The organism is Colwellia asteriadis (assembly GCF_039523295.1).
GTDB classification, from domain to species: Bacteria; Pseudomonadota; Gammaproteobacteria; order Enterobacterales; family Alteromonadaceae; genus Colwellia; species Colwellia asteriadis.
The window spans coordinates 37,509-59,831 of record NZ_BAAAFA010000011.1 but is presented as its reverse complement, the minus strand read 5'-3'; the positions used below and the strand labels follow the sequence as shown (position 1 = coordinate 59,831).

Annotated in this window: 14 protein-coding genes; 10 read left to right on the top strand and 4 right to left on the bottom strand. The window is 37.4% G+C overall.

The features are described 5' to 3' along the window. Positions 1 to 52 precede the first annotated feature (52 nt). The 8 genes from purM (at position 53) to ABD005_RS15165 (ending at position 11,277) form a co-directional block, all read left to right on the top strand. Positions 53 to 1,093: a phosphoribosylformylglycinamidine cyclo-ligase gene (purM, locus tag ABD005_RS15200; protein ID WP_215979493.1), complete on the top strand. Its 1,041-nt coding sequence runs from the start codon at positions 53 to 55 to the stop codon at positions 1,091 to 1,093. Between the two features lie 114 nt (positions 1,094 to 1,207). Continuing rightward, positions 1,208 to 1,852: a phosphoribosylglycinamide formyltransferase gene (gene purN / locus ABD005_RS15195; RefSeq protein ID WP_343818638.1), complete on the top strand. Its 645-nt coding sequence runs from the start codon at positions 1,208 to 1,210 to the stop codon at positions 1,850 to 1,852. A gap of 68 nt (positions 1,853 to 1,920) precedes the next feature. Further along, a complete protein-coding gene (locus ABD005_RS15190) occupies positions 1,921 to 2,673 on the top strand; it encodes a DUF3108 domain-containing protein (protein ID WP_343818483.1) in 753 nt (250 codons plus the stop codon). 619 nt (positions 2,674 to 3,292) lie between these two features. Further along, on the top strand, positions 3,293 to 3,766 hold the full coding sequence (locus tag ABD005_RS15185) for a hypothetical protein (protein ID WP_343818481.1): 474 nt from the start codon (positions 3,293 to 3,295) through the stop codon (positions 3,764 to 3,766). Positions 3,767 to 3,957: 191 nt separating this feature from the next. Further along, the gene (locus ABD005_RS15180) at positions 3,958 to 6,270 is read left to right on the top strand and encodes a YgiQ family radical SAM protein (RefSeq protein ID WP_343818479.1); all 2,313 of its coding nucleotides are present in this window, start codon (positions 3,958 to 3,960) and stop codon (positions 6,268 to 6,270) included. A gap of 327 nt (positions 6,271 to 6,597) precedes the next feature. Then, positions 6,598 to 8,520, top strand: a complete 1,923-nt coding sequence (locus ABD005_RS15175; protein ID WP_343818477.1) for a diguanylate cyclase — start codon at positions 6,598 to 6,600, stop codon at positions 8,518 to 8,520. A 222-nt stretch (positions 8,521 to 8,742) separates the two neighbouring features. After that, positions 8,743 to 10,335 carry an ABC-F family ATPase gene (locus tag ABD005_RS15170; protein ID WP_215980066.1) on the top strand — a complete coding sequence of 531 codons (1,593 nt, stop codon included), beginning with the start codon at positions 8,743 to 8,745 and terminating at the stop codon, positions 10,333 to 10,335. A 102-nt stretch (positions 10,336 to 10,437) separates the two neighbouring features. Then, positions 10,438 to 11,277 (top strand): 23S rRNA (adenine(2030)-N(6))-methyltransferase RlmJ, encoded by an 840-nt coding sequence (locus ABD005_RS15165; RefSeq protein WP_343818475.1) that lies wholly within the window; start codon positions 10,438 to 10,440, stop codon positions 11,275 to 11,277. Between the two features lie 95 nt (positions 11,278 to 11,372). On the opposite strand, the gene ABD005_RS15160 is transcribed toward ABD005_RS15165, so the two are convergent. Continuing rightward, complete coding sequence (locus ABD005_RS15160) at positions 11,373 to 13,664, bottom strand: peptidase U32 family protein (protein ID WP_343818474.1); 2,292 nt, start codon at positions 13,662 to 13,664, stop codon at positions 11,373 to 11,375. Between the two features lie 135 nt (positions 13,665 to 13,799). On the opposite strand from ABD005_RS15160, the gene ABD005_RS15155 reads away from it, so the two are divergent. Beyond that, positions 13,800 to 14,525 (top strand): glutathione S-transferase, encoded by a 726-nt coding sequence (locus ABD005_RS15155; protein WP_343818472.1) that lies wholly within the window; start codon positions 13,800 to 13,802, stop codon positions 14,523 to 14,525. Positions 14,526 to 14,569: 44 nt separating this feature from the next. Here the strand turns inward: ABD005_RS15155 and ABD005_RS15150 are convergent, their stop codons facing one another. Together ABD005_RS15150 and ABD005_RS15145 are read right to left on the bottom strand one after the other, a co-directional pair. After that, the gene (locus ABD005_RS15150; protein WP_343818470.1) at positions 14,570 to 15,889 is read right to left on the bottom strand and encodes a trypsin-like serine protease; all 1,320 of its coding nucleotides are present in this window, start codon (positions 15,887 to 15,889) and stop codon (positions 14,570 to 14,572) included. Positions 15,890 to 16,088: 199 nt separating this feature from the next. After that, positions 16,089 to 17,744 carry an FMN-binding glutamate synthase family protein gene (locus ABD005_RS15145; protein WP_343818468.1) on the bottom strand — a complete coding sequence of 552 codons (1,656 nt, stop codon included), beginning with the start codon at positions 17,742 to 17,744 and terminating at the stop codon, positions 16,089 to 16,091. A 311-nt stretch (positions 17,745 to 18,055) separates the two neighbouring features. Here ABD005_RS15145 and ABD005_RS15140 point away from each other — a divergent pair, with 311 nt between their 5' ends. Continuing rightward, the gene (locus tag ABD005_RS15140) at positions 18,056 to 20,698 is read left to right on the top strand and encodes a leucine-rich repeat domain-containing protein (RefSeq protein ID WP_343818467.1); all 2,643 of its coding nucleotides are present in this window, start codon (positions 18,056 to 18,058) and stop codon (positions 20,696 to 20,698) included. 255 nt (positions 20,699 to 20,953) lie between these two features. Here the strand turns inward: ABD005_RS15140 and ABD005_RS15135 are convergent, their stop codons facing one another. Beyond that, complete coding sequence (locus ABD005_RS15135) at positions 20,954 to 22,315, bottom strand: DEAD/DEAH box helicase (RefSeq protein WP_343818465.1); 1,362 nt, start codon at positions 22,313 to 22,315, stop codon at positions 20,954 to 20,956. Positions 22,316 to 22,323 lie beyond the last annotated feature (8 nt).

Below are 22,323 nucleotides of genomic sequence, written 5' to 3'. Positions count from 1 at the left end.
CACTGGTAGAATGTGCACCTTTAAATACAGTCGGTAATATTTGAGGTTTCCCTTGAGCGAACAAAAACAGTCTTTAAGCTATAAAGATGCTGGTGTTGATATTGATGCTGGTAACGCCCTAGTTGAAAACATTAAAGGTGCGGTTAAGCGCACTACGCGCCCAGAAGTTATGGGTGGATTAGGTGGTTTTGGTTCAGTATGCCAATTACCTACAGGTTATAAAGAACCTGTATTAGTTGCTGGTACTGATGGCGTTGGCACAAAGTTACGTTTAGCGATTGATTTAGCTAAACACGATACCGTTGGTATTGATTTAGTCGCTATGTGTGTAAATGACCTTATTGTTCAAGGTGCAGAGCCATTATTCTTCCTTGATTACTACGCAACAGCAAAGCTTGATGTTGATGTAGCCTCTTCAGTTGTTGAAGGTATTGCCGAAGGTTGTATTCAATCAGGTTGTGCATTGGTTGGTGGTGAAACTGCTGAAATGCCAGGTATGTATCATCAAGGTGATTACGATATCGCAGGTTTTTGTGTTGGTGTAGCTGAAAAATCACGCTTACTTGACGGCACTAAAGTAACCACTGGCGATCAATTAATTGCTTTAGGTGCTTCAGGGCCACACTCAAATGGTTTCTCATTAATCCGTAAAGTATTAGAAGTTAACAATACTGATACTAACGAATTACTTGACGGTAAATCTATTGGTGAACATTTACTTGAACCGACTAAAATTTATGTTAAGTCAGTATTAGCACTGCTTAAAGATGTTGATGTTCATGCGCTTTCTCATATCACTGGTGGTGGCTTCTGGGAAAACATTCCACGTGTTTTACCTGAAACAGCACAAGCGGTAATTAATGGTGAAAGCTGGGAATGGCCGACTATTTTCAACTGGTTACAAGAAAAAGGTAACATCACTGAGCACGAAATGTACCGCACATTCAACTGTGGCGTTGGTATGATAATCGTTGTTCCAGCTGATAAAGTTGAGCAAAGTATTGAAGTACTTACTGCACATGGCGAAAACGCTTGGCACATTGGTGCAATCGCTGATAAAGCAGACGATGCCGAACAAGTTATTTTTGCTTAATGGTGTAAACACCGTAAGCATAAACACTATTATTAAAGGGGCTATTTAGCCCCTTTAATTCATTTAAGAGCCTATTTTATAAAGCTCATGAAAAACTTACTTTAAGCAGGAATAATAATGTCTAGTCGAATAGTCGTTTTAATTTCAGGTAGCGGCACTAACTTACAAGCAATTATTGATGCATGTGCCACAGCCGATTACCCCGGTGAAATTGTTGGTGTACTCTCTAATAAAGCAGACGCCTATGGTTTAACTCGTGCGGAAAATGCCAATATAAATACCGTAGCGTTATCACATAAAGACTTTGCCAGCCGTGAAGCGTATGATCTTGAGCTAATTAAAAGAATTGATGCTTTTACCCCTGATGTTATTGTACTTGCTGGCTTTATGCGCATATTAACACCTGCCTTTGTACAACACTTCCAAGGTAAACTACTTAATATTCATCCGTCATTGCTACCTAAATATCAAGGGTTGAACACGCACCAGCGTGCTATTGATGCTGGTGATAAAGTACATGGTGTCAGTGTTCATTTTGTTACAGAAGAGCTTGATGGTGGTCCGGTTATTTTACAAGCCAAGGTTCCTGTTTTCGATGGCGACAATAGTGATGACTTAGCAGCTCGAGTTCATGAGCAAGAGCACCGTATATACCCATTAGTTGTGCGATGGCTCTGTGAAAAAAGGTTATCCATGGCCAATGAACAAGCTATTTTAGATGGAAATCCATTACCAGCTTCAGGCTATGCAAACGATTAATTGAATCTACGCTTGAAGCTGTTAGTATAAGTTTATTATTAATAGCTTCTAGAGTAGTCAAATTGAACATGCGCACTTATCTTTCTGTTTTACTTATTTGTTTCCCCTTATCTACTTTTGCCACAACCGAAGCATCAATAACACCTTCCCCAGACAAACCATCAATAGAAAAAAAATATAAAGTTCCTCCATATAACGCCACCTATACCTTATTACATAAATCAGATCCGGTTGGCGAAGCTACTCGAAAACTGACTTACCTTGATAATGGTAATGCGGTTTATCATTATGAAACTGATATTGAATGGTTAATTTTCTCAGATAAACGCAGTGAAACCTCAACCTTATCAATTCAACAGGACCAAGTAACCCCCCTTCATTACCTTTATGATAGAGAAGGTACAGGTAGAGATAAGCACTATGAGTGGCAATATCAGTTCAGTAATAAAAGTGCAAAAGATCTGGTAAAAAATAAAACCATCACCATAGATAGACATGAAGGTTTGCAAGATAAATTAAGTTATCATTTACAAAACCGTATTGACCTTATTAACAACCCTGAACAACAACGCTTTGTTTACCCTGTTATTAGTACTTCTGGCTCAATTAAAGATTATGTTTATACCTATGATGGCGAAGAAGAGTTAATGCTTCCTTATGGCTTAGTAAAAACCATACGCTTAAAACGTGAAATTCCCGAGAAAAAACGTATCACTTATGCCTGGTTCGCACCAAAATTAGATTATTTATTAGTAAAACTATATCAAGTAAAAGCGGGTGCTGAACAATTTGAAGCCCAGTTATCTAAGATAGAGCAATAGAAAAAATACTCCTTCCCTCTGCCCTTTTAAGATATTTCATCTAAAAGATCTACATCCTAGAGGCTGTTGCTCTTTCGAGATTTTTTTGCTGCTTTTTGTTGGGCATTCATACAAGGTAGAGCCTTTCTCGTGTGGCTATTCAGGACAATAAGCTCCTGCATTGTCTAATAAGCTACATCCATCTAGCGTTACCTAAAAAGGTGATAACGCAGTAAAAAGACCAACAAACGCTGTCCGAAATATTCGGCTAAAAGCGTTTTACGCTTTGTTCAACAGTATTTGCTTAGAATGATTAGGCAACACACTGTCCGCGCGATTAAAAAACTTTTACCTCGAACAACATTTAACCGCGAAAGATCAACAGCTCCTAACAATCAGCACAATTAGTTAATCAAAGTTACGCAAGTCAGCCGTACTTTACTGTGCTCATTAGCTTAATCCCATTAATCCCAAGTTTATTCACAGTTACCTTAAAAGTGCCACGAATACTGGTAAGTCGTATCCGTGAAAGACATGCGGATTTCTTTGTTTAAAAATAATTAAAAAAGTGCTTGAATTGTGAACATAAAACAACTACTGTATATGCATACAGTAAATATACAAATAACTAAGGGTTACTATGTTTTCTATTTATAACAACAACTTCACTGCTACTAATGTTGAATTAGCTGGGGTAAATACTTTAAATATGTCTTGGTTAGCACTCAAAGATGTTGCAAGCCATGATGAGCTATCAACTCAATATGCACAGGTCTGTCAGCAATATACTCAAGCTAAAAAATGGATATTAATTATTAACCCTAACGAAGCTTCACTCGAGCAACTTGCAAAAACACATGGCATCGATACCTCAAAAGTATTGTGTGTAAACTTAAGAAACAAAGACCGTACTGATCAAATAAATCGCACTATCGATTTAAGTGTGGAACAAATTAAAGGCGTGTTATGTCGTGGAAATTGCTCAGCGGTTATCTTGTCTAATGCCAGCTTTGCGCCAGAAGAAATAGCAGAGTTAACCTTATGCGCTCAGCAAGGTGAAACCCAATGTGTATTATTAAAAAATAATGCGCATAATAAACCACAAGTACACTAGTCCTCTTACGTAGTGATATTGCCTTTATCGTTCAAAAAACAAACAAAGTTTATTTAGAACATCTCAACGCTTTCTGTTACAATCGCGCGCCTGTATCTTTGCATACAGGTTTAATGAGCTAATCATTAATTTAAAGTAAGCACTTAAATATCTAACCTTAAGTGAATAGCGCAGTAACCAGAGAGCATTAAATGACCTTAGCAACAAAACCACTGATCCCAGAAACAAAGTACGGCTTATTCGAGTACCCTAAATATTGGGCCGAATGCTACGATACTTCACCATTTCTCCCGATGTCTCGTAAAGAAATGGATATTTTAGGCTGGGATAGTTGCGATATTATAATTGTTACAGGTGACGCCTATGTCGATCATCCAAGCTTTGGTATGGCTATTATCGGTCGTATGTTAGAAGCGCAAGGCTTTCGTGTAGGTATTATTGCTCAGCCTGATTGGCACTCAAAAGATGCTTTTATGGAGCTTGGCCAACCCAATTTATTCTTTGGTGTTACTGCTGGTAACATGGACTCAATGATAAATCGTTATACGGCTGAGCGTAGAATGCGTCACGATGATGCTTATACGCCAAATGATGAAGGTGGAAAACGCCCAGATCGCGCAGTAACCGCTTATACACAACGCTGTAAAGAGGCTTATAAAGGAGTTCCTGTTATTATTGGTGGCATTGAAGCAAGTTTACGCCGCATCGCCCACTATGATTATTGGTCAGACAAAGTCCGTCGCTCAGTGTTATTTGACTCAAAAGCTGATTTACTTATTTACGGTAATGCAGAGCGACCTCTGGTAGAAATAGCACACCGTATTGCCCGTGGTGATGATGTAAAGTCTATTACCGATGTTCGCGGTAGCGCATTTTTAGCCAAGCAAGCTTTACCTGGTTGGCACGGTATTGATTCACGTGATATTGATCGCCCAGGAAAAATAGATCCTATTTATAGCCCTTATGAAGAAATAACTCCTGAAAGCTGCAGCGACAACGAAGCTAAAACAGAAGCTGATAACGCGGTTAATATTGTAAATGCTGATATTACTAAAACAGCACAACCTATTGAAATATCAACCTATCGTAATAAGTCATGGCAAGAGAAAAGTAAGCCTTGGCAAACAACTTATATTAATTTACCTACCTTTGAACAAGTAAAGGATAATAAAGTGTTGTACGCTCATGCCTCTCGTATTTTTCACCAAGAAGTAAATCCTACTTCGGCTAAACCTTTGGTACAAAGTCATGGCGATCGCATTATTTGGCTAAACCCGCCAGCAAAACCACTTTCTACTGAAGAAATGGATGGTGTATTTGGTTTACCTTATCAGCGTGTTCCGCATCCAAGTTATGGTAAAGCTAAAATTCCTGCTTACGATATGATCAAAACCTCCATTAACATTATGCGCGGCTGTTTTGGTGGTTGTACTTTTTGCTCTATAACCGAACATGAAGGGCGCATTATTCAAAGTCGTTCACATGAATCTATTATTAACGAAATAGAAGACATTAAAGAGAAAGTGCCTGGTTTTACTGGTGTAATCTCTGATTTAGGCGGACCAACTGCCAACATGTACCAGCTTAATTGTAAAAGTGAAAAAGCTGAAGCAACTTGTAGAAAGCCTTCTTGTGTTTGGCCAACAATTTGTGGTCATTTAGATACTGACCATACACCTACTATTGAGCTATACCGCAAAGCGCGCGCTGTAAAAGGTATTAAAAAAGTATTGATCGCTTCTGGCGTTCGATATGATTTAGCGATAAAAGATCCTGAATACGTTAAAGAGCTCGCGAGTCATCATGTTGGAGGCTACCTAAAAATTGCACCTGAGCATACCGAAGAAGGGCCATTAAATAATATGATGAAGCCAGGTATGGGCAGTTACGATAAGTTTAAAGAAATGTTTGATCATTACTCTAAACTTGCTGGTAAAAAACAATACCTCATTCCGTACTTTATTTCTGCTCACCCCGGCACAACCGATAAAGACATGGTAAACCTTGCATTATGGCTTAAAAGTAACGACTTTAAGTTAGATCAAGTACAAAACTTTTATCCGTCACCATTAGCAAATGCAACAACGCTTTACCATACTGAACTTAACTCTCTGCGTAATATTACTAAGAAAAACATTGCCAAAGAAGGCGGCACAATTAGCGTCCCTAAAGGTACTATTCAACGTAGGCTTCATAAAGCTATTTTACGTTATCATGATCCAGTTAACTGGCCTATTATTCGCCAAGCATTAACTAAGATGGGCTTAAGTAAACTAATAGGATCAGCGCCTAATTGTTTAGTACCACGTGAAACACGTAGTGAACAACAGTTAGCGAATAAAAACCGACAAGGGAAGAATAACTCTCAAGGCTTTAAAACCAGCCCAGGACAACAGAGAAGCCCATCAAACAAAGCAAAAGGTAAGAAAACACCAAATCATAAAAAAGGGTTAACCCGTTTTTCAGATAATCAGTTTACAAGTAGAAAAAATACACCTAAGTAATGACAGCTCTACAAATATAGTGAGCCTTATTAAAAATAAATAGCCTCCTAAAACCTAACTATTTATTGAAAGCCCAAAGCTATCTTTGTCTAACCACAAAGATAGCTTTTTTTATACCTGCTAAACAACCCCCAACCCGTAGCAATCAGCAATAATAAGCTACTCATTGTATGGTTAACACTACGCGCTATTTTTATTAGACTAAATAGTAATTAATTTTTATGTTTAAAGCATTCCAATAAAGTAAATAACGAGCTAAGCTTAATACTGTTATGCTATATAACTATAAAATTACTTTAAAAACAAATAAGTGGACGGCTTTTATCAATGTATGTAAAAAAAGAGAATAGTGACTTTACTCTCAACACCGTCATTTATTTACGTTTAGCACTTATCACGTTTTTTTTATTTTTTAGCTTTAAAGCTTATTCAAGCTCTCCTAACTTTAATACTATTAGCAAAGCGTTTGACCACTTTGAAGAGTTAAGCGCTAAAGACCCTAGCCTCGCTTTAGAAGCAGCAACCAAAATGATGACAGAGCAAGGTTCAACCTTGTCTCAAGAAAATAAAACAACACTGCTCGCTAAAATAGCTCAGTACAATTACTTTCTCGGGAATGTTACTCAAGGTATAGCAGCCATTGAACAAGCCTATGCTTTAAACCCAGACTTTAACAGTGACACCGGATTATTATTATTAATTACCCATGGTGCATTATTATTGAGCAAAGGTGAGTTAGAGCAAACAATGCCGCTTTATGCCAAAGCAGAAAAAATAGCTATTGCTACTGAAAATACTAAACGCCTTGCTGAAGTATATAGCTATATAGCAGGCTATTACTCGATACTTCATGATGATATACAAGCTTTAAAATACTTCCATCAATCCTATGTATTAGTAGAGCAATTAAACAACGAATTAGAAATGATGTACCTTAAATCACAAATGACAGGTGCATACTCCAATATTCATGATAATGAAAACGCGATAAAGCTGGGTAATGAAGCTTTAAGTTACTTTATTGAACGTGAGTTTTATTTTGATGCGCTCTATGTACAAAGCGAATTAGCAAACAGCTACCTCAACATTAAAGACTACAATAAAGCAAAAATCGCTTTTGAAAATGTAATCATTTTTTCCAAAAAAACCTTAAGTGAAGCCTCCATTCCTATTGCTAATTTTGGCCTAGCTGAAGTTTACTTTGCCTTAGAGGACTATGATAAATCACGAGAATATTTGCAAATATTTCATGAAACTAGGCCCGCAGAAGTTCTTACTTTTACGAGAGTAAATTACTTAGTATTAGAAGCAAAGTTAGCCATTACTGATAATAACTTAGTTTTAGCTCAGGAAAAAATAAGTGAAGTTGAGGCGACTTTAGATACTTTGGATAAGAACGCAACATTATCATGGAAAGTAAAGGTGCTTTCGATAAAAGCCAAAATAGCTTACCTCAACAAAGACTATGAGTCGGCTTATCTTTTTGAGCGTGAATCAAAAGAACTACACAATACTTATCAAAACACGCAACGTGAAACCATTAGATCTAAATTTAAAATTTTATTTGATACCGATCAAACCCGATTACAAAACAAAATTTTAGCGCGGGATAAGTTACTTGATAAAGCCGCGTTAAAAAGTGCAGAGCAAGAAAAATGGATTCAATACCTCATTATTTTATTTACATTAGCACTTACCTGCTTTTTAATTTTTTTAGTCAGAAGACAAGTTAAAACTTCCAAATATTTAAATAAACTCGCTAATACAGATGCACTAACGGGCTTAGCTAATAGACGCTTTACCTTCAAGTATGCAGAGAATAAGCTCATCACATGTAAAAATCATAACTCTCCGTTTGCTGTTGTTGTTTTTGATATTGATCATTTTAAAATAGTTAATGACACTTATGGACATGCTGGCGGTGATATTGCGCTGATTAATATTGCCAAAATTGCTAATGAATATGTTAGAGAACAAGATATTTTAGGCCGTATTGGCGGCGAAGAATTTTTATTAGTGTTACCTAAAACAACCGCTAAGAAAGCACGCATGGTAGCGCAAAGAATAAGAGCAGCAATTGACGATAATGATTTTTTAATTAATGAATTACACGTCAAGATTACCGCAAGTTTTGGTGTATCAGAACTATCAAACCCTGAGCATAGCTTTAATCATTTATTCCAAGATGCTGACGATGCCCTGTATCAGGCAAAAGCATTAGGACGAAATCGTGTAGAAGTCGCTAAATAGTTTTACCTTATGGCTTATCCTTACACTCCCACCTACAGTAAATAACTTCTTGTACTGTACATGACTTCTTTTTACTTTCTCGGTATAATCGCGCGCATTGTTTCTACCGTTGTTGCTATTTTATTATTCGATAAATATTACGCGGTAGACTAACAAGTATTAGTGCTCGTAATTGGTACTTGTTTAACACTTTCTGTCTCATAAACATCAACGGAACTCATCATGCTAGCAGCAAATAATATTACTCAACAGTTTGGCGCTAAGCCATTGTTTGAAAACATTTCACAAAAATTTGGCGGCGGAAACCGTTACGGTTTAATCGGTGCAAACGGTTGTGGTAAATCAACCTTTATGAAAATTTTAGGTGGTGATTTAGAACAAACCTCAGGTAATGTTAGCCTTGATACCGGTGAACGTTTAGGTAAGTTACGTCAAGATCAATTCGCCTTTGAGTCATACAGTGTAATAGATACCGTAATCATGGGACATACTGAATTGTGGGCGGTAAAAGAAGAGCGCGATCGTATTTACGCTTTACCTGAAATGAGTGAAGCTGATGGTATGAAAGTTGGCGATTTAGAGTCTGAATATGCTGAAATGGACGGCTACAGCGCAGAAAGTCGTGCAGGCGAGCTATTAATTGGTGTTGGTATTCCTGTCGAGCAACATTATGGTTTAATGAGCGAAATAGCACCGGGCTTCAAATTACGTATTTTACTTGCTCAAGCATTATTTTCAGATCCTGATATTTTATTGCTTGATGAGCCAACCAACAACTTAGACATTCACACTATTCAATGGTTAGAAGAAACCTTAAATGCCCGCGATTCAACCATGATAATTATTTCGCACGACAGACACTTTTTAAACAGTGTTTGTACACATATGGCTGATTTAGATTACGGCGAATTGCGTGTTTACTCAGGTAATTACGATGAATACATGCTTGCAGCAACACAAGCACGCGCGCGTTTATTAGCCGACAACGCGAAAAAGAAAGCACAAATAGGCGAATTACAAGCCTTTGTGGCGCGTTTCTCTGCAAATGCCTCAAAAGCGAAACAAGCTACCTCTCGTGCCAAGCAAATTGATAAAATTCAACTTGATGAAGTTAAAGCATCAAGTCGTAGCAACCCCTTCATTCGCTTTGAGCAAGAAAAGAAGTTATTCCGTAATGCCTTAGTATTAGAGAAATTAAACAAAAGCTTTGATGATGCTCATATTCTTAAAGACATTTCAGCCTTAGTAGAAGTGGGCGAACGTATTGCCATTATTGGTGAAAACGGTATTGGTAAAACCACCTTTTTACGCACCTTAATGAATGATGTCGGTTACGAGCCAAGTTCAGGCGAGTTAACGTGGTCTGAAAATGTCAATATTGGTTATTACGCGCAAGATCATGAATACGAATTTGAAAACGACATGACTTTATTTGACTGGATGAACCAATGGCGCCAAGAAGGTGATGACGAACAAGTGGTACGTGGTTACTTAGGTCGTTTATTATTCTCTGCTGATGATATAAAAAAATCAGTTAAGGTGCTTTCAGGTGGTGAAAAAGGCAGAATGTTATTTGGTAAACTAATGATGCAAAAACCAAACATCTTAGTACTCGATGAGCCAACTAACCATATGGATATGGAGTCAATCGAGTCATTAAATATGGCACTAGAGCAATACGAAGGTACTTTGTTATTTGTCAGCCATGACCGTGAGTTTGTATCAACCATTGCTACGCGCATTATTGAATTAACACCAACAGGTTATAACGACTTTGCTGGTACTTACGATGAATACTTAGCTAGCCAAGCTTAATTAAAAGGCTAAGTTTAAACACCCAGCGGTTATTACACTGTTGTAATAACCGCTTTATTTGGCTTATAAAGCTCAATAACACTTCCCTATTAAGGAATTACCTTGCTTAGTTACCGTCACGCCTTTCATGCAGGCAATTTTGCCGATGTATTAAAACACAGCGTTTTAACACTCGTACTTGATTACATGACTCGAAAAGAAAAAGGCTTTTGTTATTTAGACAGTCACTCTGGTGCTGGTATGTATCAACTTGGGGATGAATACGCTCAAAAAACAGGAGAGTACAAAAACGGTATTGAGAAAATCATTCAGGATAAAAGTGCGCCTGAGTCACTTGAGCCTTATTTATCGTTAATCAATAGTCTTAATTTGTCAGATGAACTTGAAGTCTACCCTGGCTCGCCAGGTATTGCGAAAGCCTTTATGCGTCGCCAAGACAGTACTCATTTATTTGAATTACACCCTACTGACATTCAGCACTTAGAGGATTTTTGTCAACGTTGGCGTAAAGTATTTGTTAAGCAATCCGATGGCTATCAAGGTGTTTTAGGACTATTACCACCACCAAGTAGACGTGGCGTAGTATTAATAGACCCGCCTTATGAGCTCAAAGAAGATTACCAAAAAGCCGTTAAAACTATTATTAAAGCTTACACTAAGTTTGCCACAGGCACCTATATTATTTGGTACCCTGTCGTAAAACGTCACTTTATTGAGCAAATGGAAAAAGACTTTACCAACAGCAATGTTAAAAACGTGCTGCAAGTTGAGTTTTGTTTAGAAGCCGATAGTGAAGAGTACGGTATGACGGGCACTGGATTATTTATTATTAATCCGCCATGGCACTTAGCCGAACAGCTAAAAGAAATATTGCCTTATTTAAAAACTAAACTTGGTAGTCAACAATCAACTTACCAAGTAACACAATTAGTTGCTGAGTAGCCAGCTATTAGCTGGTAAAATTATTAATAACTAAAAAACCTTGAAGATAACTTCAAGGTTTTTTTTAGCCTGACTAAACGTAATAACAGCCTACCCTACAAACCATTATGATATTGAACATTGGTTGACTCTGGTACCAGCTTATTTAAGCTGTTTTCAATAGACTGAGTATCGGTAAACTCACCACTAAGTAATTGTTCAAACTGTGTTATTAAAGCTGTTTTTTCAGGTGATTGTTTATCACCTGCGCCAATATTGGTTAAATCAATCATAAAGCCATCGTAATACTCGGCTAAATCGTTAATCACTTCCATATTTAAAAACTGATCTTTATTGTAAATGCTTGGGTAGCCCGCCTTTTGCTTGTCAATGGCAAATGAAACGCCTTTCAAGTTGGTAATACTGGTCGACTTATCACAAGAAAGCATACAACCATTATCAATACGTGGCTTTTCACAACCAACACTTTGCTGGAAAAAACACTGTCTACTAGTCATCAATAAAATAGGATGATAAACACTATAAAATAACTCGAAATTTTCAGGTCGCGCAATATTACGCATTTGTTGATGGTTAATTTCATTAGAAATAAACGCACCTGCACAATTAAACTCTTCTTTCATCGCCAATAAGGCATAAGAGTTAGTCGTATTTAAAAAAGGCCCCGCTATCCACTTAATACCTAGCTCATAAGCACGATGAGCAATACCGGTATTATTGGTCACGATTAGTCGCGGCTTTACTTGCTCTAAAATAGTTAAAGCAACATCAAAATCTTTACCGATTAACACCGACGGGAACCATGGAATAAGCTGAGGGTTCTCTTTGAAAAAATCAACATACTTAGTGCAGCCTCGTTTATAAGCATCAGGCAATTTAAAGTAGATGTCGGCATTGGTGACATTACTTAGGTTAATGTCACTATCATCACAAATTAAGATAGAAAGTTTAGCTTTAGCGCCAGGGTTTGATTTTGCATGATGTATCAATTTAGGTAAGGTAACCTCGGGTAATACACTCACCCCATCATTTAAAAAGGCAGCGACATCATTTTTAAGCGCGGTTAACTCTTTAAAAGCAATACCAACCCCTGCCTCAATTTCGCCGGTATTTAACGCAGTTAAGGTAAACTCAGCATTGTTAAAGCTCTTAAAGCGCTTTTCAATGGTTGCTTTATCAATGCAGTTAGTTTTACTAGCGATTAATGCACTTGATGTCTTGAATACTTTAACTAACTCATGAGGCTTAGTCGCCCCTTTAGCAAATTCTTCAGTAACCATCGTGATTGTTAACGGCTGACCAAGGCTGCCTGAAAAGGTTAATGACAATGGCCGCTTTTCAATGCTCAAATGCTTTATTTTATCTTGTACTGTACTGTTTATTTGCTCTTTTTCATCACTTAAGCTTTGCTCAACTTCGTGGATTTGTACCACTGATATTGCATTACTCTGATCAATTGCATGATATTTTGAGTTATCACGCGGATTTTCAATAAACATTGACTGATTTAAATCACCACGTAAAAAAGCATTAGAAAAATCACGATTAAACACTTTATAAAGACGCTCACCGTCTTCAAGTAACTCACCTGTTTCAATAAAACCATCTATTTGTTTACGGAAGCTGTCAATAACAGTATGCACATAACTTGCCCCTTTAATACGCCCTTCTACCTTAAAAGAGTGCACGCCCGCTTCAATTAATGCCGGTAAGTCAAAAAAGGCAGAGTTATCTTTAATATTTAATGGAAAGTTATTGCCTGATGGTGTGGTTTCATACTCTTCACGACACGCCTGACTACAGCGACCACGATTACCTGAATTACCAACGCTGGCAGATGTTGAGTAGCACAACCCTGAAAAAGCGACACACAACGAGCCATGAACAAATACTTCAACAAGCACCTCTTCAGCATCTGCTACTGCGGTAATCGCGGTGATTTCTTTTAAATTCATTTCTCGAGATAAGTTAACGCGAGAAGCGCCAAGTTTTTTCAAAAAGGGAATTTGGCCAATATTGTGAGTTGTTAGCTGCGTTGAGGCATGAATATCAAGCGTTGGAAAGTGTTTTTTAAGTATGTAACATAAGCCTAAATCTTGCACAATAACACCGTCGAGTGTGGTGTTAGCAAGCTTACTGAGTAATTTGGCGAGTGATTTAAACTCTCGCTCTAAAATAATAATATTTAAAGTTAAAAATATTTGGCATTGGTACTGATGCGCTAAACGAATAATACCTACAAGCTCTTCAAACGAAATATTCGCCGCACGATTTCGAGCATTAAAGGTATCTAAACCACAATAAATGGCATCTGCGCCTGCAATAATAGCGGCCTTGATTGCATCGACATCGCCACCTGGCGCTAATAATTCAATTTTAGAACTCATTTATTACAACTTTAGCCAACAGTATCGGCAGTTAAATTTCAAAGAGCGAATTCTACGCATATATTTAGCCGTTGAATACCGCTAAAATAGGTTAATAACGGTATTTATGAATTTGACCTTTAGGGAAACGTACAAATGAACAGTAGCACAAAAGAAAAAATACCTCATAAGGTCGATGAGAGACAATCACTACCAGTACTTTATTCATTAAGAAACTGCCCTTATGCCATGCGAGCTAGAATGGCAATTTTCAAAACTAAGCAAATAATACAGTTACGAGACATTGTACTAAGTAACAAACCTAGTGAAATGATAGCCGCTTCAACAAAAGCAACGGTTCCTGTTTTAGTCTTAGCTGATGGCAGTGTTATTGATGAAAGTTTAGCAATAATGTTATGGGCACTACAGCAAAGTGATCCTAATGATTTACTACATCAAAAGAGTCATAATACCGCAAATAATAAAAACACACTCACCGCAATGTTAGTGCTTATCGCTGAGTTTGATACTGATTTTAAAAGCTGTTTAGAGCAATACAAATGCGCCAAACGTTATCAAGAAGATAATGTGGTTGAATGTCGAATTGCCTGTGAGCAATACTTACAGCGCTTGGAGCAGCGTTTAACACAACATCCATTTTTAATGTCAGATAAAGAAAGCTTAACCGATATTGCGTTAATGCCATTTATTCGACAATTTGCACGTGTAGAACGCCAATGGTATTTACAGTCGCCCTACCCTAAAGTAAGACAATGGCTTAATAATTACTTACAAAGCCCCATGTTTACTAAGGTTATGGCTAAATATCCGTTATGGCTAGATAACCATGAAGTAGTATTGTTTGGCGATAAACAACACTGAATAACAAAGCGAATATCGTATATTCGCTTTGTAAATATTAAGCGCTAGTTACAACTAGCAGCCCCTTGCGAAAGCCACACCCCCCAAGGCCCGGTATCTGCTGGCTCTTTGCCTTTAACCCACCACTGTGCTTCCCACACTTGATTGTTGAAGATTACTTTATCACCTGTATCATAAATTTTAGATGACTGCCAAGTTTCAGGACAGGTATTTCCTCCCCCTGAGCTTGAAGCTTGAGCATTCACAACTGCGCTATATGCGGTATTATTTTTATCAATTGTGAAATTTAAGCTAACACTGGCATTACCTGCACTACTCGCCTCAAAGTCGACACTCACGCTGCAAGCATCATTAGCTAATAAGGTTGTTGCGCTACAGCTATCATGCGTAATAAGTGAAGCATTCGTTACGCCACTATTCGCTATGCCTATAGAAGTCAGTGTAAAATTAGCAGTACCGGTATTGGTAATACTGAAAGTATGAGACTTTATCTCACCCACAGTAAAACCAGCGATTGTTTGACTAGCCGTATAACCAACAGAAACTTGCTCTTGTATACCGCCTACAACACTATCAATCCAACTACGGGCTGCAGCAACATCTGCATAAACGCCATAATTACCAGCACGAGCACAACCTACCCCCCAACTAACTAAGCCAACTTGTGTAGTTTGGCCTCCCAAGTTAACCACAATAGGTCCGCCGCTATCTCCAGAGCAAGAGTCATATTGCCCTTGTTCAAAGCCTGCACAAAAATTATCTGCTCCTACGTTTGAGTATGGTCCACCTGTACTTTGACAGACGCTATCTGAAACGAGAGGTACATCGACTTCCTGTAATACACTCGGTTTTGCCCAGTCATGTTCACTAAGTCGACCAAGGCCAGCAACTGTAAGCATATCGCCGATACGCGCATATTGCGTAAGTGAGCCTTGCGCTAAGTTCACTACATTAGCATTTTGTGGGATTTGGGTTAATTTTAAGACGGCAACGTCATAAGCGTGGGTGCTACGATTATACTGAGGATGGCTAAATATTTGCGCAACATTTATCCTTTGTCCATCATTACCACCACGTATAGTACTCCCAACATTAACAGCAATAGATTGTGCTTGTTTATTTCGAACACAATGTGCTGCCGTCAACACATAGCCATTGCCAATATAGCTTGCACCACAAAATGGTAGTGAACCAGGGTCATTTACTAACTGAGTAAAGAATTGCCAGTCGGCAGGGTTAGCTTGACCACCGCCAACAATGTTAGGTTGATAGTCTTTCGCCTGCGCTGAAATTGCACAGATGGCTGTAAAAATACCAAAAGCAACGTGCTTTTTAATAGCCTTAAATGAGGTTTTATTTTCCATTGTTAACATTCTCCTTATTGTTATGTCTAAAATTTAGACAAAATAACGATAAATCTTAGCAGTATGAAAATCAACCTAAATTGATATTGTAGAGTTAAATTTGTTAATAACTTGAAAACTAAGTGTTTACATTCGACAAAAGTCACTACTAAAAGAGAGTGATATTGTCATGTATCTATTAATATCTCGCGACTGTTTTTTAATGGCTCGGGTACTGCTGTTGATTAAACTCTGGAGACTTTAGTACATATAAATCTTCAACATAAAACCGCTCGGCGCTACAAGCATGCCACCAGTGCTTCCATGCTTCATCTTGCACTTCATTATTCACTAGTGCGCCTAATTTCAGCGGTGGAACTAAACTACCGGTAGACATTTGTAAACCATAAGGTGAGCGACGCTTAATCATTTGTGGTACAAGTTTGGCGGGATCATCTAGACCCATACTACCGACCAACTCATAAAAATTTTTCAAGGTATTATTATGAAAGTTTTTAACCCGTTCGCTCTTAATTTCAACATCAATCGCTTGGGAGCGAACCGGATCTTGTGTTGCAATACCCGTCGGGCATAAATTAGTATTACAGTGTCTTGATTGAATACAACCTAGTGCTAGCATCATTGTTCGCGCGGCATTAACCACATCGGCTCCGGCTGCTATTTTATCGAGCAAATCAAAACTCGATGCTGTTTTTCCTGAAGCTATTATTTTTATTTTATCGCGTAAACCAACACCTACTAAGGCATTTTCAACAAAATAAATACCTTCAATACAAACCATACCTAGTCGATTACTAAACTCAACGGGTGCTGCTCCCGTACCACCTTCAGCACCGTCAACTGTAATAAAGTCAGGATAAATATCAGTTTCTAACATAGCTTTACAAATACTTAAAAACTCAGCCGGATTACCGATACAAAGTTTAAAGCCTACCGGCTTACCACCACTTAACTCACGCAATCGTTGCACAAAATTCAACAGTGCTTTGGGGGAAGTACACTCAGGATTTACAGCAGGTGATACGCAATCTTTACTCATTGAAATATGTCGTATGTTGGCAATTTCTTGCGTGATTTTAGCTTTAGGTAACACACCACCATGACCTGGTTTAGCACCTTGAGATAGCTTAATTTCAATCATTTTAATTTGTGGTAAATTTGCCGTTGTTACAAAGCTGTCTGCATTAAAACTGCCGTCTTCATTACAGCACCCAAATAAACCGGTTCCTAATTGCCAAACAATATCACCACCATGCTTTAAGTGGTATGGGCTCGCAGCTCCTTCACCAGTATTGTGATAGCAGCCTGCTTTTTTAGCACCTAAATTTAACGCTTCTATAGCGTTACTACTCAATGAGCCAAAACTCATCGCTGATATATTTAAATATGAAGCAGAATAAGGCTGGCTACATTGCTCATTACCAATAACAACCCGTTTTACCTCGTCTTTAACATGAGTTGGTGCGAGTGAGTGCCATAAACTTCGATAATTCTCTTCGAGTAGGTTGCGCTGGGTACCAAAAGCAATAGTATCGCGAATATTTTTAGAGCGTTGATATACTAAGCTTCGTTGTTCGCGGTTAAATGGCTGTTCTTCAGTATCATTAGCAATGAAGTATTGTTGGATTTCAACTCGGTAAGACTCAAAAAAGTAACGAAGGTAAGCAACAACAGGGTATAAACGATTAAGACTATGAGTACTAAACTTAAGATCATATATACCAACCACGCTATAGCCTAGGGTGAACAATAAAAATAACGCACTGACAACACTTTGCGTTTGCCAATAAAGCCACAGTGCGACAATGTTTCCAACACTGAATATTAACCAAAACACTTTTTGCATTATTGTCATAAAAACTTCCCTAGTAATAATCAGTTACGACTTGCCTACCAGAATCTAAAATGAACTTAACGATAACTTAATGAATTCACTTTCGATACTTTTTAGTGACGAACAATACATTGCTCTGCGGCATTATTCAAAATAAACCTTAAATCTTGTACTCAATAGCTTGAAATAAAAAACCTTCAATATTTATTATGATTTACAAGTAACTTGATTGTAATAAGTATGTTAACAAATTAAACTGCCCTCGCTTTTATCACAAGTACGTAAACAAAGCGTAACTATTAGACCTTTGGTCAACTATATAAGGAATTATCTTGAGCTTTTTCATTCATCCAAAAAAAATAACGACTTTCGTTTCATGCCTTTTGCTTGCTAGCTGTGGAGGCGGAGGCGGTGACTCACCCAATACAGCCGAGAAATCAACGAACATAGCGCCTACAATTGCAGATATGGTTTCAGGTCAAGTAGTAGAACGCGCCTCTTTTAGCTTTACGGCTGATACTACAGACTCCGACGGCTCTATTATCAGTTATCAATGGCAGCAAGCTTCAGGAACGAGTGTTGATGATTTAATAGCAAATAGCGATACATTAACGTTTACCGCTCCAAATATCACGACAGATGAAACACTTAAGTTTACTCTGACGGTAACTGATAACAATAATGTCAGTAGCTCTGCCGATATTGATATTTCAGTTGAGGCGTATAACGAAATATCTACAGTAACGTTTCATGATGCTGGCTTAGCTCTTTGTCTTCAAAATACAAATAATGCCGATGTCGGTATAGAGCAAATCGTTTGTGACGGCACTTCTATACTATCACTTGAAGATATAAGTAAGTTCGATAACTTATCTTCGCTAACAATCACTAACGCGAACTTACAAGACATTTCCGCCCTTAGTGAATTTAATCAACTGACTTTATTAGACTTATCAAACAATAACATTATTGACGCTAGCCCAGTTAACAGCCTTACCCAGCTAGTTAATTTGAACTTGAGCCATAACTATATTAATAGTTATAATTCCAACGGAATCAACCTTAGTGCCTTAACAAAACTCACTCATATATCTTTAGCTTCTTTAAATAAAAACAGCCAATGGAATAATATAGATTTAGCACAATTAGAACAGGCAAGTGAGTTAAGCTATTTACACATTAGTAATGCCGAAATTACAAATATACAAAGCCTCGCAGACCACAACACGGCCTTACAAACGCTTAAACTTGTTAAGTTAGGCGGTTCTCTCAACTCATTAAGCTTCATCCTACCACTACACAATATTAAAGAAATAGATGTAAGCAATAATAGTAACTTACAAGACTTAAGCGCTCTTTCAGCAAAAGTTTCTCTTGAAAAACTCAATATTTCAAATCTAGGTGTTACTGATTACAGCCCTATTAGTAAGTTAGTAAACCTAACCGAACTAAAAATAAACTATTCATATTATTATTATACAAGTACGTTAGATCTTAATGTACTTAATGAAATGAGTAAGTTATCTGTATTAGAATTAGATAATATTACTAGCCTTAGTAATCTTTCCGTATTAGAAACATTTACACAGTTAAAAGAATTAAGCTTACGTAATATCAATACCGCTACAATTGCACCTTTAGCTAGTTTAGTTTCATTAGAAATACTAGATATTAGCCACAACGGACGTTTAGGTGATATTAGCCCATTAAAAGATTTGATAAACTTAACTCAATTAGACTTATCTAACAATCATAACTTAAATGATATTTCGCCAATTAAAGCACTGACCTCGTTAACATCATTGAATATAAGTAATCTATATAATAGATATCAAGGAACAGGAATAGAACTAGAGCCGCTTGCACACTTAAAGCAATTAGAGCAACTTATCGCGAACCACAACACCTATACAGATATATCTGTACTGGAGGATATGTCTAACCTAAAAGAGTTAGATATTTCCAATGCTAATTTAAGCCAACTATTTGATTTTAGCTTACTTACTCAGTTAGTCAGCTTAAATATCAGTCAAAATAATTTAGTAACTTTAACCGAACTAGAAAATGCTCCAAGCTTAATAGAGCTAAAAGCACAATACAACGACCAGCTCGTTGACGTATCTGCTTTATCTTTTACCACTAAACTTAAACATCTCAACTTAAATCACTCGATAGTTACTTCTATAGATGCTCTTGCTACGGCGATTAATTTAGAAACTGTTCTAATGGAGGGTGTGTATAAATTAAGCAATATTGATGCATTATTAAGCTTACCTTTACTCAAAGAAGTTAACTTAAATGGTAATTCTGTTATTTTGTGCAGTGATCTAGACTTATTAGTGCAGACATTCCCTCTCGCTGTAATCTCAAGAAATTATAATTGTATGGAGCAACCGATCAATGAATCTCTAATTATTGATCAAGGGCTTTTAAGTTGTATTACAAGATCAAGCTTAGATATAGCGGATATTAACTACCTGAGATGTCGATATGATGAAATTCAAAGCTTAGAAGGCATTGAGCAACTGACTAAACTAAGTGAATTGAGTCTAGACAATAATAATATTACTGATGCTTCTGCGTTATCTAGTTTAACGCAGTTAACTAGACTAAGTTTATCTAGTAATAACCTAACAGATATAACTGCCTTGTCTACGCTAACCAACCTAACTTGGTTAAACCTAAATTATAACATGATCATTGATTTTTCAAGCTTAAATCAATTAACTAAGCTTCGGTCCCTACAGTTATCATCCAACACTATTACTGCCTTTTCTAATATCGCTAACTTAAGTAATTTACAAGAATTAGACCTCAGCAATAATGAGTTAAAGGATATAGCGCTAAGCTCTATACCTGTATATTTACACAACTTTTACTTATCAGGTAATAATGATCTTGATTGCTCTCAGCTCAATGAAATAGAAACTAACTTAGAACTATGGTCTTTTAGTAAGCCTAGTCATTGTATGTAATTACTTAGATTCAAGTTGATTAGATTAACTTATTGATCATTAGGAGGTAGTACTAAATTTTGTGCTATCTTCTGTACTCCAACTAACTCTATAAGTTTTCAAGCCACTTATTTCAAAGCCATTAGTGATGTTACCAAGATTAAAGGTGCATATATTCATAAAGAAATATAAAAAGACTCTTTTGGCACTTTAAAAATATAAGCAATAAAAAAGGCTGCAAATGCAGCCTTAATCACGTATCAAATCTACTTGTTTTTAATCAATTTCTTGCTCAGTGTTATTATCTAACTCACTAGCTGGTAGTGACTTTTTACGCTTGATAATTGGCATATCACTAACATCATGCGCTTCTAAGAAAGTTTGCTTGGTTGATTGTTTCGCTGGAGATTTTTTCACTTTTTCAGCTTTTTTAACGACGGCTTTGGCTTTCACTGCTTTAGCTTTTTTCGGTTTAATCCCTTTAAAATTAACCTTAATACCAGCAATCTTTTCAAAGCTAATGGTTTGCTGTAAAAACGCTTCAACATTTTTAAAGCTTAACCAGTCATTTGGCCCCACTAATGAAATAGCGTCACCATGCGTACCAGCGCGTCCTGTTCTACCAATGCGGTGTACAAACTCTTCGGTATGCTTTGGCATATCAAAGTTAATCACGTGTGAAACATTCACCAAATCTAAACCGCGCGATGCTAAGTCAGTCGTTACTAGGATTTTATGGTGGCCTTTAGTGAAACCGTCCATAATTTGATTACGCTGACCTTGGTTAAGCTCACCGCTTAAGGCAACGGCATTTATGCCTTTATCGGCTAATTCAGCATTAATAAGTAATGATAAGCGCTCAGTATCGCTACGCGTCGCAGTAAAAATAATGACTTGCTGGCACGTTTCTGTCGCTAAGAAGTGCTGTAGTAAGGTTTCTTTTTGTGTGAGATTATCGGCTAAGTAAAAGCGCTTAGTAATATCTTTATGCTCGGTATGACCCGATTCAATGGCTATACGCTTTGGTTTAGTCAGTAGCTCTGCGGCAAACTCATTCACTTGTGCATGGTCTAAGGTTGCTGAAAACAATAAGGTTTGACGTTTACGATGATCGGCCGCTTTATTTATTTGGCTTAATTCTTTACTAAAGCCTAAATCAAGCATTCGGTCTGCTTCGTCTAAAATTAATAGCTCTAGGCCATTAAGGTAAAAATGGCCTTGCGTTAAATGATCCGCTAAACGACCTGGCGTTGCTACAATAAAGTGCGGATCTTTTTCAAGTACTTTAACTTGGTCGTTAAAGTTCTCACCACCTAAAATCAGCACAGCACTAAATTGTGTATTAGCAGTAAATAAGCGTAACTGGCTAAACACTTGCTTAGCTAATTCACGTGTTGGCGTTAAAATAACCACGCGTGGATCACGTTTTGATAGCGCTCTATTTTTAAGCAGGCGTTGTATCGCAGGTAGAATAAACGCTAAGGTTTTACCTGAGCCAGTTTTAGATGAGGCAATTAAGTCATGCCCCGACATGGCAGCAGGTATCGCCTGTTGCTGAATTTGTGTTGGCTCGTTAAAACCTAAATGCTCAACCGTGTTCATTAAACATCTATCTAAACCAAAATCACTAAATTGCACTAATTACT